Origin of the sequence: Rhodoplanes sp. SY1 (assembly GCF_046000175.1) — a bacterium.
GTDB lineage: Bacteria > Pseudomonadota > Alphaproteobacteria > Rhizobiales > Xanthobacteraceae > Rhodoplanes.
In genome coordinates, this window is the sequence record NZ_JBEOMB010000064.1 from 88,110 (window position 1) to 102,788 (window position 14,679).

At 69.9% G+C, this 14,679-nt stretch carries 10 protein-coding genes and 2 pseudogenes; 10 read left to right on the plus strand and 2 right to left on the minus strand.

Going from position 1 to position 14,679, the window contains the following annotated elements:
* Nucleotides 1–115 precede the first annotated feature (115 nt).
* Nucleotides 116–1,012, plus strand: a complete 897-nt coding sequence (locus ABTU92_RS17875) for an MBL fold metallo-hydrolase (protein ID WP_408092988.1) — start codon at nucleotides 116–118, stop codon at nucleotides 1,010–1,012.
* 127 nt (nucleotides 1,013–1,139) lie between these two features.
* Here the strand turns inward: ABTU92_RS17875 and ABTU92_RS17880 are convergent, their stop codons facing one another.
* Nucleotides 1,140–1,367, minus strand: coding sequence for a hypothetical protein (locus tag ABTU92_RS17880; RefSeq protein ID WP_408092989.1), 228 nt, complete (start codon nucleotides 1,365–1,367; stop codon nucleotides 1,140–1,142).
* Nucleotides 1,368–1,704: 337 nt separating this feature from the next.
* Between ABTU92_RS17880 and ABTU92_RS17885 the strand changes: the two genes are divergently transcribed.
* The 6 genes and pseudogenes from ABTU92_RS17885 to ABTU92_RS17910 all read left to right on the plus strand — a co-directional run bounded on the left by ABTU92_RS17885 (nucleotide 1,705) and on the right by ABTU92_RS17910 (nucleotide 6,856).
* The gene (locus tag ABTU92_RS17885) at nucleotides 1,705–2,853 is read left to right on the plus strand and encodes a DUF305 domain-containing protein (protein ID WP_408092990.1); all 1,149 of its coding nucleotides are present in this window, start codon (nucleotides 1,705–1,707) and stop codon (nucleotides 2,851–2,853) included.
* 110 nt (nucleotides 2,854–2,963) lie between these two features.
* Entirely contained in the window at nucleotides 2,964–3,527 is a 564-nt protein-coding gene (locus tag ABTU92_RS17890; protein ID WP_408092991.1) for a c-type cytochrome, read from the plus strand.
* Nucleotides 3,524–4,531 carry a cytochrome c oxidase subunit II gene (coxB, locus tag ABTU92_RS17895; protein ID WP_408092992.1) on the plus strand — a complete coding sequence of 336 codons (1,008 nt, stop codon included), beginning with the start codon at nucleotides 3,524–3,526 and terminating at the stop codon, nucleotides 4,529–4,531. Before ABTU92_RS17890 ends, coxB begins: the two co-directional genes overlap by 4 nt.
* Nucleotides 4,532–4,620: 89 nt before the next feature.
* Nucleotides 4,621–6,000: pseudogene (locus tag ABTU92_RS17900) on the plus strand (cbb3-type cytochrome c oxidase subunit I); the annotation flags it as partial.
* Between the two features lie 17 nt (nucleotides 6,001–6,017).
* Nucleotides 6,018–6,479, plus strand: a complete 462-nt coding sequence (locus tag ABTU92_RS17905; protein WP_408092993.1) for a hypothetical protein — start codon at nucleotides 6,018–6,020, stop codon at nucleotides 6,477–6,479.
* A complete protein-coding gene (locus ABTU92_RS17910; protein WP_408092994.1) occupies nucleotides 6,467–6,856 on the plus strand; it encodes a c-type cytochrome in 390 nt (129 codons plus the stop codon). The genes ABTU92_RS17905 and ABTU92_RS17910 overlap by 13 nt, the downstream gene beginning before the upstream one ends.
* 19 nt (nucleotides 6,857–6,875) lie before the next feature.
* Here ABTU92_RS17910 and ABTU92_RS17915 read toward each other — a convergent pair whose 3' ends face one another.
* Nucleotides 6,876–7,742, minus strand: coding sequence for a c-type cytochrome (locus ABTU92_RS17915; protein WP_408093025.1), 867 nt, complete (start codon nucleotides 7,740–7,742; stop codon nucleotides 6,876–6,878).
* Nucleotides 7,743–8,208: 466 nt separating this feature from the next.
* Here ABTU92_RS17915 and ABTU92_RS17920 point away from each other — a divergent pair, with 466 nt between their 5' ends.
* The 3 genes and pseudogenes from ABTU92_RS17920 to ABTU92_RS17930 all read left to right on the plus strand — a co-directional run.
* Nucleotides 8,209–11,607, plus strand: a complete 3,399-nt coding sequence (locus tag ABTU92_RS17920; protein ID WP_408092995.1) for a DEAD/DEAH box helicase — start codon at nucleotides 8,209–8,211, stop codon at nucleotides 11,605–11,607.
* Nucleotides 11,608–11,683: 76 nt separating this feature from the next.
* A complete protein-coding gene (locus ABTU92_RS17925; protein WP_408092996.1) occupies nucleotides 11,684–12,778 on the plus strand; it encodes an SDR family oxidoreductase in 1,095 nt (364 codons plus the stop codon).
* 88 nt (nucleotides 12,779–12,866) lie between these two features.
* Nucleotides 12,867–14,654: pseudogene (locus ABTU92_RS17930) on the plus strand (thiamine pyrophosphate-requiring protein); the annotation flags it as partial.
* Nucleotides 14,655–14,679: the final 25 nt, after the last annotated feature.

Below are 14,679 nucleotides of genomic sequence, written 5' to 3' on the forward strand. Positions count from 1 at the left end.
CCCGCCGAACGGCTCCCGGCTCAGCGTCCGCCGAACTCCGCCGGAGCCGAGCGGAACACGGCGGCTCGCCAGCCGGTTGACGCATGACCGTTGGCCGACTGCAGAGGATCCGCCCATGGCCCGCCAAATTTCGCTCGACGACACCGCGCGCGCCGATGACCCGGACCGCGATGCAGCCCGTGGCGACGGCACTATGGAGGTCCTGCCGGACCTCGCCGCCCAGCGGCTGGCGATCGTCAATATCGCTTTCGCAGGACCGCCGCAGGCGGGCGACAGGACCTGGGTGCTGATCGACGCCGGCCTGTTCGGAACCGCCGAACTCATCCGGTCCGCGGCCGCACGACGGTTCGGGATGGCGAGCCGCCCGGCGGCGATCCTACTGACCCACGCTCATTTCGATCATGTCGGCGTGCTCGCGACACTCGCCGATGCGTGGGACGTTCCGGTGTTCGCGCATCCACTCGAGCATCCTTATCTCGACGGTAGGGCATCGTATCCGGCGCCCGACCCGACGGTCGGCGGCGGATTGATGTCGCTCGCTTCGCCGCTTTTTCCGCGAGGACCGATCGACATCGGAGAACGGCTCCGCGCGCTGCCGGAGGACGGCAGCGTCCCGGCGCTTCCGGGGTTTCGGTGGATCCACACGCCCGGGCATTCGGCCGGGCATGTCTCGTTCTGGCGGGACGCGGACGCGGTCCTGGTGGCGGGCGACGCTTTCGTCACCACCCGGCAGGAGTCGATCTATGCGGCCACGACGCAGAGCCCCGAAATGCACGGGCCGCCCATGTACTACACGACGGACTGGCCAGCGGCCGCCGCCTCGGTCCGGCGGCTCGCAGCCTTGGCGCCGGAGATCGTCGTTGTCGGCCACGGTCGCCCGATGAGGGGACCGGTGATGCAGTCCGCTCTGAAAGAGCTCGCCGCGAACTTCGAGGAGGTCGCCGTACCGAAGCACGGCTACTATGTCGACCACCCTGCCCGATCGGAGAACGGCAGCGCATACGACGGGTAGCAGGGACCCCACCCTGTTTTGGTTCAGTACAGCGGGCGGCCCGGGAAGATCGACGCATACGACATCGGACGCGGGCCGGATGTCGCCCCCCAAGCTACGCCGAATGACGCTCGAGGGAGCGCGTATCTCAACGATCGGACGTCAGCCGCCCTATCGCCGCCGCGAGCTCGAGGGTAAGCAAAGCCGCGATCGCGACAGTAATGGCCACGAAGGGAAGGCTCGCGAACCGCGCGACGTCGGTGCCGGCCTCGAGCGACGCCTGCAGCAGCAGGACCACGAACAGCGTCGCGAAGGCGCCGCCGACCAGCACGTTGACGCGATCGATCCTGCGGCTGCTATCGGTCCGGCGCAACACGACGTCGCTCAGGGTGCGCGATACTCACGAATGCGCTCTCTCATAGTCGCTCCGATCATGTCCGACAGGTGAAGGTCCGACGACCTCGCCTGCCGAGACAATGCCGACTCCATATCGGCGTTCCTGAGTCTCGTCTCCGACAAGATCCGCGCGGCTTTCGGCGCAATCCCCGGCAGTCTAGGCTCTGGATTGAGATCCCGAATACTGGAACGCCGCAAGCTACCACAGGACGTCACGCGCGGCGGACAACCGATTGCTTCGACGATCGTTGTGCCTCGTGATAGTCACGGCCGCGGGCGCTCGCTATCTCTGTCGCGATCTGAGCAAGTCTCATCGGATGTCCACCAACATGAGAATGCTACCTCGCTCGAACCGATCCGAATGGGCGACCGACTGGATCGCGGCGTCGCTGCTCGGAATCGTCAGCAGCACATTTTCCACCGTCCTGAGCACGCTCGGGGCGGGGCGTATCGGACGTGACGCCGCGGTCGACTGGATGGTGGTCGCCTCGATCCCGCTCGGCGACGCGGCCCTCCTAACGGTGCCGCCTTGGTCCAGCGTCGTCGTCGGGATCCTGTTCCACCAATGGGCGGACTTCTCCTGGGCGCTGGTGTTCTTCGGCCTATTCGGGCCGTGGACCCGCCGCCTGCGCCCATGGAAACTGGCTGTTATCGCCCTGCCCTGGGCCGTCTTCACCTCGGCGCTCGAATGGCTGTTTCTGGTCCCTGTGTTTCCGTTCGCTCAGCCGATCTTCACGCTGGAGCAGCCGTGGTGGCTCGGACTCGTTGTGCACGCCTTTTCGGCGGCAATGTATCCGCTGTTCCCGTGGTTACGTGACCGCGTGGCCGGGCAGCGTCCGTCACCCAACGCCCGCTTCGCTGCGGCCTGGGGCGGGATCGCATTCGCCACGATTCTAGTATTCGGCGTCGCGGCCGTTCTCGCCGCGCAAGGGCGCGAGCTCGCGTGGCGCGGACGCGACGAAAGCTTCGACCAGACCTGGATGCGGCGCATGGCGGCGCATCACGCGCAAGGTGTGCTGCTCGCAGCGATCGCGGCAGAGCGCGTCGGTGATCCCCATCTGCGCGCCGTCGCACATCTGATGGGCGCCACGCAGCGCTCCGAGATCAAAGTGCTGGAGGCGTGGTTGCGCAGCTGGTTCGGCGGCGCGCTGCCGCACGCGAGTGCCGACGAACATGCGAGCATGCCGGGCATGATCGATTCGGCCCGTGTGGCAGCGCTGCGTTCGATCCCGGGTGCCGACTTCGACGCGACATTCGTGGCCGTGATGACCGAGCACCATCGCGGAGCCGTGCTGATGGCCGACGAGGCGGTTCGTCGGGCCGGCGACGTTCGCCTCCGCATCATTGGCCAGGTGATCCGTCACGCTCAGCAAGGCGAGATCGCGCTCATGCACGGCATCGAACCCGGCTTCGCTGCGGTGCGGATCGGCGTCGGCGCGATCACCGGAATCGTCAACCTGCCTTGACGAAGCGCACCCGACGCCGGTGCGCTCCGCGCCACGATCATGAAACCTCCAGCAGTCCCGACACTTGACTCCGCGTCGACGCGTTTGCGCGCCCGCTGCGGCAGAGACCCATGAGGCCGATCTTCGGAGTGCTCGTGATCACGCTCGCGACCGCCGCGTGCCAGCGGGAGTCACGCGAACTGCGGCTCGACCCGCCGGTCGCTGCGGCGCTCGACGGCATCCGACTGATGCCGAACCGGATCGGCGGGGCACCGCCGCAGGTCTACACGGCGCTCGACAAGCCCTACGAGACCAACGCCTACGCGATCGCCGAGGGCAAGCGGCTCTACGCCTGGTTCGGCTGCCGTGACTGTCACGGCGACGGCGAAGGCGGCAAGGGCCCGGCCTTCCTGGACGGCTGGTGGGCCTACGGTCCCGACATGGTGTCGATCGTCGCGTCGATCCGCGACGGCCGCCCGCACGGCATGCCGGCGTTCCGTGACAAGCTGACCAGAGAGCAGATCTGGCAGCTCGCCGGCTACGTACAGACGATCGGCGCCTATTCGGCGAAGATCGCGGCGCCGGGCCGCAGCGACACGACACCGACGCGCCCGGCCGAGAACCGCGCGCCCGCGGCGATCCGCTTCGACCCGGGACCGACACCGCTGCATCCCGATCAGGGGCCGGAGCCGTGACGGGCCTGTCACGCGCCCTCGCGGCGGCAGCCGCCCTGGTGCTCGGCGGCTGCAGCGGCTGGCAATCGGCGCTCGACCCGCACGGCACCGACGCGGCCCGGCTCGCCTCGCTCATCTGGTTCATCGTCGCGGTCTGCGCGATCGTCTGGATCCTGGTGGTCGCCGCGCTGGTGCCGGTCCTGCTGCGACGCCGCGCGCCGCGCCCCGAGCCGCTCGCCATCGATCACGCAGCCGAACGGCGGATGACGGCCGCCGTCGGCCTGTCGATCGCCGCGACCGTGGTCGTCGTCACCGTGTTCACGCTGGCGAGCTTCGTGACGACGCGCGGGCTCGGCGCCGCGGCCGACGACGACCTGACCGTGGTGGTGCGCGGCAAGCAGTGGTGGTGGGAGGTCGAGTATCCCGACCCCGATCCCGCGAACGTCTTCCAGACGGCGAACGAGATCCACGTCCCGGTCGGGCGGGCGGTACGGCTGCGCCTCGAAGGCGACGACGTGATCCATTCGTTCTGGGTGCCGAACCTCGCCGGCAAGCAGGACATGATCCCGGGCCGCACCAACGTGCTGACGATCCGTGCGGAGCGGCCGGGCGTCTATCGCGGCCAGTGCGCCGAGTTCTGCGGCCTGCAGCACGCCCACATGGCATTCCTCGTGATCGCCGAGGAAGCACCGGCCTTCGAGGTGTGGCGTGGAAGGCAGCGCCGGCCCGCCGCCACCCCGCTCACCGCCGATCAGGAGACCGGCCGCGTGCTGGTCGAGACGCGGCAATGCGGCGCCTGCCACACCATCCGCGGCACCGCCGCGGCCGGCACCACCGGCCCCGATCTCACCCATGTCGGTAGCCGGCGCATGATCGCGGCCGGTCTCCTCGACACGACGCGCGGCGCGCTCGCCGCCTGGATCGCCGATCCGCAGACGCTGAAGCCCGGCAACCTGATGCCGCTGGTGCCGCTCGACCCAGAGGCGCTGCGCGCCGTCTCGGCCTACATGGCGAGCCTCGAATGAGCGTCGAGACGACCACGCGCCGCGACGACGAGGTCCGTCCACCGGCGGGCGACGGGCACGCGCGGTCCGATCCGGCTATCCGCGACACCATGCTGGACCGCGACGCGCTCACCCGCCGGCTCGCCGTCACCTGGGGGGGCGCCCCCGGCCTGCGCGGCATCTTGTCGAGTGTCGATCACAAGGTCATCGGCCGGCGCTACATCGTCACCGCCTTCGTGTTCCTGCTGCTCGGCGGCGTGCTGGCGCTCGTCATGCGGCTGCAGCTCGCCGTGCCCGAAGCCCGGATCGTCGGACCCGACCGCTACAACCAGATCTTCACGATGCACGGGAGCACGATGATGTTCCTGTTCGCCGTGCCGGTGATGGAGGCGATGGCCGTCTACCTCGTGCCGTTGATGGTCGGCACCCGCAACATCGCGTTTCCGCGGCTGAACGCCTTTTCGTACTGGATGTTCCTGTTCGGCGGCCTGCTGCTGTGGGTCGCCTTCGCGATCGACATGGGCCCGGATGTCGGCTGGTTCGCCTATGTGCCGCTGTCCGGCCCCCAATACGCCGCCGGCAAGCGCGCCGACATCTGGGCCCAGATGATCACCTTCACCGAGCTCGCGGCGCTCGCGGTGGCGATCGAGATCGTCGTCACGGTGTTCAAGCAGCGCGCGCCCGGCATGTCGCTCGACCGCGTTCCGCTGTTCGTCTGGGCCATGCTGGTCACGTCTTTCCTGGTCATCATGGCGATGCCGGCCGTAATGGCGGGATCGACCATGCTGATTCTCGACCGTCTGGTCGGCACCCACTTCTTCAATCCGGCGGCGGGCGGCGACGTGCTGTTGTGGCAGCACCTGTTCTGGTTCTTCGGCCATCCGGAGGTCTACATCATCTTCCTGCCGGCGGTCGGGATGGTGTCGACCATCGTGCCGACCTTCGCGCGCCGCCCGGTGTTCGGCTATCTGGCGCTCGTGATGGCTATGGTGGCGACCGGCATCCTGTCGTTCGGGCTGTGGGTGCACCACATGTTCGTCACCGGCCTGCCGCGGCTCGGCGAGAGCTTCTTCACCGCCTCCAGCATGGCCATCGCGGTGCCGTCCGGCATCCAGATCTTCTGCTGGATCGCCACCCTGTGGGGCGGCGCGCCGCGCTTCGCGACGCCGCTCCTCTGGGTGATCGCCTTCATCGTCACCTTCGTGATCGGCGGCCTCACCGGGGTGATGGTCGCCTCGGTGCCGTTCGACACCCAGGCGCACGACACCTATTTCGTCGTCGCGCATTTCCACTACGTGCTGGTCGGTGGCGCCGTGTTCCCGCTGCTCGGCGCCGTCACCTACTGGTTCCCGAAGATCACCGGCCGGATGATGAGCGAGCGGCTCGGCAAGGTCGCTTTCTGGCTGATCGTCGTCGGCTTCAACCTGACCTTCTTCCCGATGCACGTCCTCGGCTTCCAGGGCATGCCGCGCCGCATCTACACCTGGCAGGCACCGGCTTCTCCGTCGTGATCGCGGCCTATCTCTACCTGATGAGCGTGGCGCCCACCTGGCCGATCGGTGCACCGCCCCCGGACCTCGGGGCCGGGACGCTCGTCACCGTGATCCTGATCGCCAGCGCGGTCCCTATGACGGCCCGCCTGCGCCATCGCCCCGCCTGGCCCGTCTGGATCGCGCTGCTCGGCGCGCCGGCGGCCTGGGCCGTCGCGGTCCAGCTCGGGCAGATTCTTCCTTACGTGGACTGCGGCGCGGGCCTGCGAACATCGGCCCTCACCGCCGTCGGCGCCGCCGTGCTCGCCGGAGCGGCGGGCGTGGTGTCGTGGCGCTGGGGTCGCGATCGCGCCGGCACGCACAAGCGTCCGGTGCTGCGCTTCGTCGCCATGACGGGCGGCCTCGTCGCCTTCGTGCTTCTGTTCGCGCTGCTGCTACAGCTCGCCGCGGGCTTGGTGCTGACCGGATGCGAACGCTGATCGTCGCCGCCGTGATCGTGTCGACCGTCGTCGCCGCGACGGCCTTCGCGGTCGAACGCACGCGCGAGCGGACCGAGCGCGTCGCCCGCGCCATCACGGGCGGCGATCCCGAACGGGCGCCGGAGCTGATCCGCCGCTACGGCTGCGCCGGCTGCCACACCATCCCGGGCATTCCGGGCGCTGACGGCGTGGTCGGCCCCTCGCTCGCGGGCTTGCGGCAGCGCGTCTATGTCGGCGGCGTCGCGCGGAACGCGCCGGACGATCTGGTGCGCTGGATCGTCTCGCCGCAGGCGGTCTCGCCGCGCTCGGCCATGCCGGCGACCGGCATCGACGAAGCCGAGGCCCGCCACGTCGCCGCGTATCTCTACGCGCAGTGAGCTGCGGAGAGAATTCCGATCACGGCTGCGGCGTCGGCCGCGCCGGCAGCGACTTCACGTAGACCGCGATGGCGTCGCGGTCGGCCTGCGGCAGCATCGCCGTGTTGGTGACGACCCCCACCATCGAGGAGCCGACGCGGCCGTGATCGGGCGTGCGGCCGGAGCGCAGCACCTCGGCGATGTCGGCCGCCGACCAGTGGCCGATGCGGGCCGGCGTGATGTTCGGGACGAAGCCGACGCCCTCCGGATCGGTGCCGCCGGCGAAACGCGTCTCTGGCTTGATCGCACCGAAGATGCTGCGCGACGAGTGGCACTCGGCGCAGTGCGTCACCGCCTCGACCAGATAACGACCACGGTTCCAGGCGGCGCTACGCGACGGCTCGTCGCCGATCGGCGTGGTGTCGAGGAACATCAGCTTCCACAGGCCGAGCACGCGACGAAGGCGGAACACGACGCTGATCTCGTGCGGCGGTGCGCGTCCCGCGACCGCCGGCAAGGTGCGCAGATAGGCGGCGAGGTCGCGCACGTCGTCGAGCCGCATGCGGGCGTAGCTGGTGTACGGGAAGGCTGGATAGTAGTGACGCCCGTCCGGCGAAACGCCGGCGAGCAGCGCATTGGCGAGCTCGGCCGTGCTCCACCGGCCGATGCCGTCCTCCGGATGCGCCGAGATGTTGGGCACCCGGAACGTGCCGTAGGGCGACGGCAGCGCGAGCCCGCCGCCGAGGCGCAGCCGGTCGCCCTGCCCGGGCGAGGCATGGCACGAGGCGCAGTCGGCCGCGGCGAAGACGAGCTGGCCGCGCGCGGCGTCACCGTCGGTCAGCGCCGTTCCGGGCGGCACCGCCGGATGAGGCGCCGAGAGCACCCAGGCGGCCGCGCCGGCGGCCATCGTCGTCACCGCCGTGGCGATCGCGGCCAGCATCGTGAGCCGCCATCGCAGATGCCGAGCAACGCTCGCCCTCCACCCGGCAACTGAACGCGCCGCGCCACCGCGCATGTGCTCACTCGCCCAGGTCACACCGTGTCGATGGACCAATCCGTCGGCGCGCTCGGCGTTCCCCGGACCGATTTCGGTCGTGTCAGCTCCGGATGTGCGTGCTCGCCGAGAGCCGGCGCACCCGAGCCGCGACGACCGCGGGCGATTTTCCGAGGTTTGCGGCCCCCTCCGAGCACCAGCCATGCCCCTTTTACTCTCGCGCTTATCTCATGCGTCGCCGCGGCGGTTAGTCCCCGCTGCCCGGATCGTGACGTTCCGGACGAGGCGTCGTCCGGCGGGGGCCTCGCTTCTGTCTGAACTCCGGCGCGGTCCAGAGGTTGTCTGGAGGCCGTTCCGTGTCGCGAGTTCGTCCCGCCCCATGGCTTCCCACCTCCGTCCCGGTGCTTCACCGAAAATCCTTCAAGGCGCGACGATCGCCTCCGGGTCACCGCTCGGAGCGATCGCCGCCTTCGTCCTCTCCCGTCACGCCGACACTGACAACATCCTCGTCCTGATGGAGAGCGAACGGCGGGCCGAGATGCTCGGCGCGATCCTGAACGCCTTCGATCCCGACTGCGGCGCCATGGTGCTGCCGCGCGCCGACGTGCTGCCCTATGACGGACACGACCCGTCGCCGGCCGTCGCCGGCCGCCGTGCCTCGGTGCTGCGGCGGATGGCGCAGCATGGCCGAACGATCGTCATCGCGACGCCGGACGCCGTGCTGCAGCGGGTGCCGACTCCGGACGCGTGGGCCGATGCCGTCTTCGCCGTGCGGGTGGGGCAGACGCTCGACCTCGCGGCGCTGCGCGACTTTCTCGCGCGCGGCGGCTACGACGTCGAGGCGCGGGTGGACGATCCGGGCGAGGCCAATCTGACCGGACAGGTCGTCGACGTGTATCCGGCCGGCGCGCTCGGCCCGGTGCGCATCGAGCACGCGGACGGCTCCGTCGTCGCGCTGTCGGCCTACGATCCGCTGACTCAGCGCACCACCGGCGAGCTCGACAATGTAATGCTGGACGTCGCCTCCGAAAACTGCGTCCAGAACGATACCGAAGCGCAGGCCAGCGTTTTCGACTACTGGCCCGAAGCGCTGGTTTTGGTCCACCCCGGGGCCGATGTTCGAGCTGCGGCCTTCCTGCAGTCGGTCCGCGACGCCTGGGAGACCCGCCGCAACATGCCGGCCGGGGTGGCACAGGATGCGCGTCCCCTGCTCCCGCCCGACCGGCTGTGCCTCGACCGCACCGCCTGGGACGCGGTGACCCGGCGATCCGGCACGGTCCTCCTTCCGGAAGCGCCGCCGAGGGCCGAGCAGCGCGTGCCGCTGTTCGCGACCGAGACGTCGCAGGGCCGCCTGCTCCGATCCTTCGTCGCCGAAACGGTCCGAGCCAGACGACGGATCGTGATCACGGCCGCGGACCCGCAGGACCTGCGCATCTGCGAAAGCCGGCTGCGGCGTGCCGGCGTCCAGGCCGTGACACGCATCGCGTCCTGGCGCGAGGCGTGCGAGGCGCCCGGCGGCATCGCGCTGGCGCTGCGCGCCGACCTCGAAGCCGGCTTCGTCGCACCGTCCGCGGGAGTCGCGGTGATCTCCGCCGCGGACCTACTGGGAAGCCGGGTTCGCCACGATGCGCCGTTCGGAGCCCGGATCGCGACGCCCCTGTCCGACGTCGAGCCGATGCAGGTCGGAGATGCGGTGCTGCATCTCGGGCGCGGGCTCGGCATGCTGGCCGGGCTGGAGACGATCGAGGCTCCCGACAGCGGCCCGGCCGAGATGATCAGAATGCGCTTCGCCGGCGAGACGGACGTGCTCCTGCCCGTCCACGATCTCGCCTCCGTCTGGCGCCACGGCGGCGATCCCGACACCCTGACCCTCGACAGCGCGGACGGCGCGACCTGGAGCCGACGGTCCGCGATGTTGAAGGCCGAGATCGACGCGACGGCGCGACGCATGATGGCGCTCGCGGCCGAGCGCCGGGCCCGAACCGCACCGGCGTTGAAACCACCCGCTGCCGCATACGAGCGCTTCGCGGCCGGGTTCACGTTCTTTCCGACCGCCGATCAGAGCGCCGCCGTCGCGGCCGTGCTCGCGGATCTCGCCTCGGGTCGCCCGATGGACCGGCTCGTATGCGGCGACGTCGGCTTCGGCAAGACCGAGGTGGCGCTGCGGGCGGCGGCGGCCGCCGTGCTGGCGGGCCGTCAGGTCGCCATCGTGGCGCCGACCACGGTGCTCGCCTCCCAGCACGCGGAGACGTTCCGCCGGCGCTTCGCGCCGCTCGGCATCGCGGTCGGGCATCTGTCACGCATGACCCGCCCGGCGGAGGCCCGGGACATCAAGGCGAAGCTCGCCGACGGCACGTTGCGGCTGGTCGTCGGCACCCATGCGGTCGCGGGAAAAGGCGTCGGCTTCGCCGAGCTCGGCCTCGTCGTCGTCGACGAGGAGCACCGCTTCGGGGTGCGGGAGAAGGCACGCCTTCGCGCCCTCGCGCAGGACCTCCATCTCCTCACCCTCTCGGCGACGCCGATCCCGCGCACGCTGCGGGCGGCGACGCTCGGGCTGCAGGACCTCAGCGTCATCGCCACACCGCCGGCCCGGCGCCTGCCCGTTCGCAGCATCGTCCGCGACTTCGACGCGACGATCGTCGCGGCGGCGCTGCGCCACGAGCACCGGCGCGGCGGCCAGTCGATCGTGGTCTGCCCACGCATCGACGACATTCCGGCCATGTCCGAGCGGCTGCGGTCCATCGCGCCGGAGCTCGCGGTGCGGGTGATCCATGGCCGCATGCCGGCCGCCGAGATCGATGACGTTATGATCCGCTTCGCCGACGGCGACGGCGACATCCTGCTCGCCACCAACATCATCGAGAGCGGTCTCGACCTGCCGCGCGTGAACACGATCCTGATCACGCGCCCCGATCGCTTCGGGCTCACCCAGCTCCATCAGCTCAGGGGCCGGGTCGGACGCGGCGCGCGGCGCGCCTTCGCGTACTTTCTGTCCGAGCCGGGGCAGACCAAGACCGCCGCGACCGAGAAGCGGCTGGCGGCCATCGACGACCTTTCCGGTCTCGGTGCCGGCTTCGCGCTCAGCAACCGCGACCTCGACCTGCGCGGCGCCGGCGCGTTGTTCGGCGAGGCCCAGGCGGGCCATATCGCGATCGCCGGGCCGGAGCTCTATGCCGAGTTGCTCGATCGCGCCCTCCGCCAGGCCCGCGGCGAGCCTGTGCCGGACGACGTGATGCCGGAGCTGCATCTCGGAATCGAGGGGCGGCTTCCGCCCGACCTCGTGCCCGACCCGGACACGCGGCTGTCGCTCCATGTCCGGCTCGCCAGGGCCCGCGACGAGGAGGCGCTGGACACGATCGCCGCCGAAATCCAGGACCGCTTCGGCGACCCTCCGCCCGAGCTCGGCGCCTTGATCGGGATCGCCCGCCTCCGGGTGCGGTGCCGCGATCTGGGCCTCGCGCGGGTCGACGCGGGTCCGCAAGCGATCGCGCTCACGCCGCGCGCCGGTGTTCGCCACGATACCCCGAAAGCCCGCTGGCGCCGCAGCGGCGAACGCCTGGTCGCCGAAGTGCCCACGACGGCCGACGATCGGCTGACGACCGTCACGGAGCTTCTCGATGAACTCGCGCTCGGGGAGGCCACCGGCTCGGAGGATCCACTCGGCCGCGCTGCCGAGGAGAGTCCTGGATCGGACGAACCGGCCCCGCGGCGCCCGGAAAGCCTCTCCGGCCGGACGAACGATGTCGCGTCGCGACGGTTGTCCGAAAAGAGCGAGTGAGGCCCTCGGTGGCCCCGGATGGCGCCCGCATCTCTGGTCGACCGCCTCCACCGGGATCATATGGAGCAGTTCTGATATGGCGCGGGTCGTCGTAATCACGGGCGCCGGGGCCGGCGTCGGACGCGCCACGGCGATCGCGTTCGCGCGGGCCGGATACGACGTCGCGCTGGTCGCCCGGGGACCGGAGCGGCTGGAGGCGGCGGCGAACGAGGCGCGCGCCCAGGGTGCCAACGCGCTGGTCGTCCCGGCCGACGTCGCCGACGCCGCGGCTGTCGAAGCGGCGGCCGAGCGCATCGAGCGCGCGCTCGGGCCGATCGACGTGTGGGTCAACACCGCCATGGTCACGATCTTCGCGCCCGTGCACGAGATCACGGCCGACGAGTTCCGCCGCGTCACCGAGGTGACGTATCTCGGTTATGTGCACGGCACGTTGGCGGCGTTGAAGCGGATGCGTCGGCGAAACCGCGGCGTCATCGTCCAGGTCGGTTCGGCGCTGAGCTACCGGGCGATCCCGCTACAGTCCGCTTATTGCGGCGCGAAGTTCGCGATCCGCGGCTTCACGGACGCGCTGCGCAGCGAGCTTCTCCACGACCGGAGCCAGGTTCGGCTCACCATGGTCCAGCTTCCGGCCGTCAACACGCCCCAGTTCGACTGGGCCCGCAACAAGCTGCCGACCAAGGTTCAGCCGGTGCCGCCGATCTATCAACCGGAGTCGATCGCACACGAGATCGTGCGGGCAGCACGCCGACGGCCGCGCGAGGTCTGGCTCGGTGTCCCGGCCGTGAAGGCGATCATCGGCAACATGCTCGTGCCGGGCTATGCGGACCGCCTGCTCGCCACACGGGGCTACAGCGGCCAGATCACGTCCGAGGCGCGTCCGAAGGACCAGCCCGACAATCTTCTCACCCCTGTTCCCGGCGATCCCGGCACGCGCGGTCGCTTCGTCGCCACGTCACCGCGGCGGCTCCGTGCATTCAATCCCGCGTGGCTGCGGGCCGGTGCGCTGGTCGGTCTGGTCGGGGTGCTCGCCGGCGCATGGGCCGTCGGGCAGTTGATCGGCCACGACCAGGCGCGCCGCGGACGGACCGGACACCCGACGCGCGCGGACCACCGCGTGGTTCAAACGGCCCGCACCACCGGCGGGCGACTCCAGACCCTCGGACGACGATGACGCTCCCCAAAATCCGACGACGCGGGATCACGCCGCGCAATCCGGCCGCAAGCAGGCGCATACCGCAAAAGGACCTCTCACGACCACTACGGTCGGCGACTTCCTGTGGGACCGTTTGGAAGCCTGGGGCGTCAGAACGATCTTCGGCTACCCGGGCGACGGCATTAACGGGCTGCTCGGCGCCCTGAACCGCGCCGGCGACCGGTTCGAGTTCATCCAGGTCCGGCACGAGGAGATGGCGGCCTTCATGGCCTCGGCCTATGCCAAGTTCACCGGCCGGATCAGCGTCTGCATCGCGACCTCCGGACCAGGCGCGGCCCATCTGATCACCGGCCTCTACGACGCCAAGCTCGACCACATGCCGGTTCTGGCGATCTCCGGCCAGCAGGCGCGGGCCGCGCTCGGCGGCCACTATCAGCAGGAGCTCGATCTCGTCAGCATGTTCAACGACGTGGCATCGGCCTTCGTCCAGTAGGCGAGCGTGCCGGAGCAGACCCGATACCTGGTGGATCGCGCCGTGCGCACCGCGCTGGCCGACCGCGCCCCGACCGCGATCGTCTTTCCAAACGACATGCAGGACATCGCATACGAGCCGCCCGCTCGCAAGCACGGCACCGTGCATTCGGGCGTCGGTTTTGCGTACCCCAAGGTGGTCCCCTACGAGACGGATCTGCGCCGCGCCGCCGAGGTTCTGAACGCCGGTCGCAAGGTCGCGATCCTGGTCGGTGCCGGCGCGCTCCACGCCACCGACGAGGTGATCGCGGTTGCCGATCGGCTGCAGGCGGGCGCCGCCAAGGCGCTGCTCGGCAAGGCGACGCTGCCTGACGATCTCCCCTGGGTCACGGGCTCGATCGGACTTCTCGGAACAGAGCCGTCCTGGGACCTGATGACCGGCTGCGACACGCTGCTGATGATCGGATCCGCCTTTCCGTATTCGGAGTTCCTGCCAAAGGAGGGCCAAGCGCGCGGCGTGCAGATCGACATCCAGCCTACCATGCTGAGCCTGCGTTACCCGATGGAGGTCAGCCTGACCGGCGACTCTGCCGAGACGCTGCGGGCCTTGCTGCCGCTGCTCGAGCAGAAATCCGACCGGAGCTGGCGCGACTGGATCGAAAAGAACGTGGCCTCCTGGTGGAGGACGCTCAAGGACCGCGCCATGGTCGCGGCCCATCCAGTGAATCCGCAGCGCGTCGTCTGGGAGCTGTCGTCACGGGTGCCGGACCGCGCCATCGTTACATCGGATTCGGGCTCCTGCGCAAACTGGTATGCCCGCGACCTGAAAATTCGGCGCGGCATGATGTGCTCGCTCTCGGGCGGCCTCGCCTCGATGGGCGCGGCTGTTCCCTACGCGATCGCGGGCAAGTTCGCCCATCCGGACCGGCCCGTGATCGCGCTGGTCGGCGACGGCGCCATGCAGATGAACAACATGGCCGAGCTGATCACGGTAGCGAAGTATCACGAGCGCTGGGCGAACAAGACGTTCGTGGTGTGCGTCTTCAACAACGAGGATCTGAACCAGGTCACCTGGGAGCAGCGGGTGATGCAGGGTGATCCGCGTTTTGACGCTTCGCAGAAGATCCCGGACGTGCCCTATCACCGGTTCGCCGAGCTGATCGGGCTGCGCGGCCTCTTCGTCGATGACCCCGAGCGACTCGGCGTCGCCTGGGACGAGGCGCTCGCCTCTCCGGTGCCGGTGGTCCTCGAGGTGAAGACCGATCCGGAGGTGCCGCCGCTGCCGTCCCACATCAGCTTCGATCAGGCGAAGAGCTTCGCCTCGACACTCTGGAAGGGGGACCCCGAGCAGCACCACATGATCCTCGACACGGCCCGCCAGGTGCTCGGCTCCGTCCTGCCGAGCGGCAGCGGCAAGCCTTGAGGACAGGGGCGCGCGGGACGCGCGC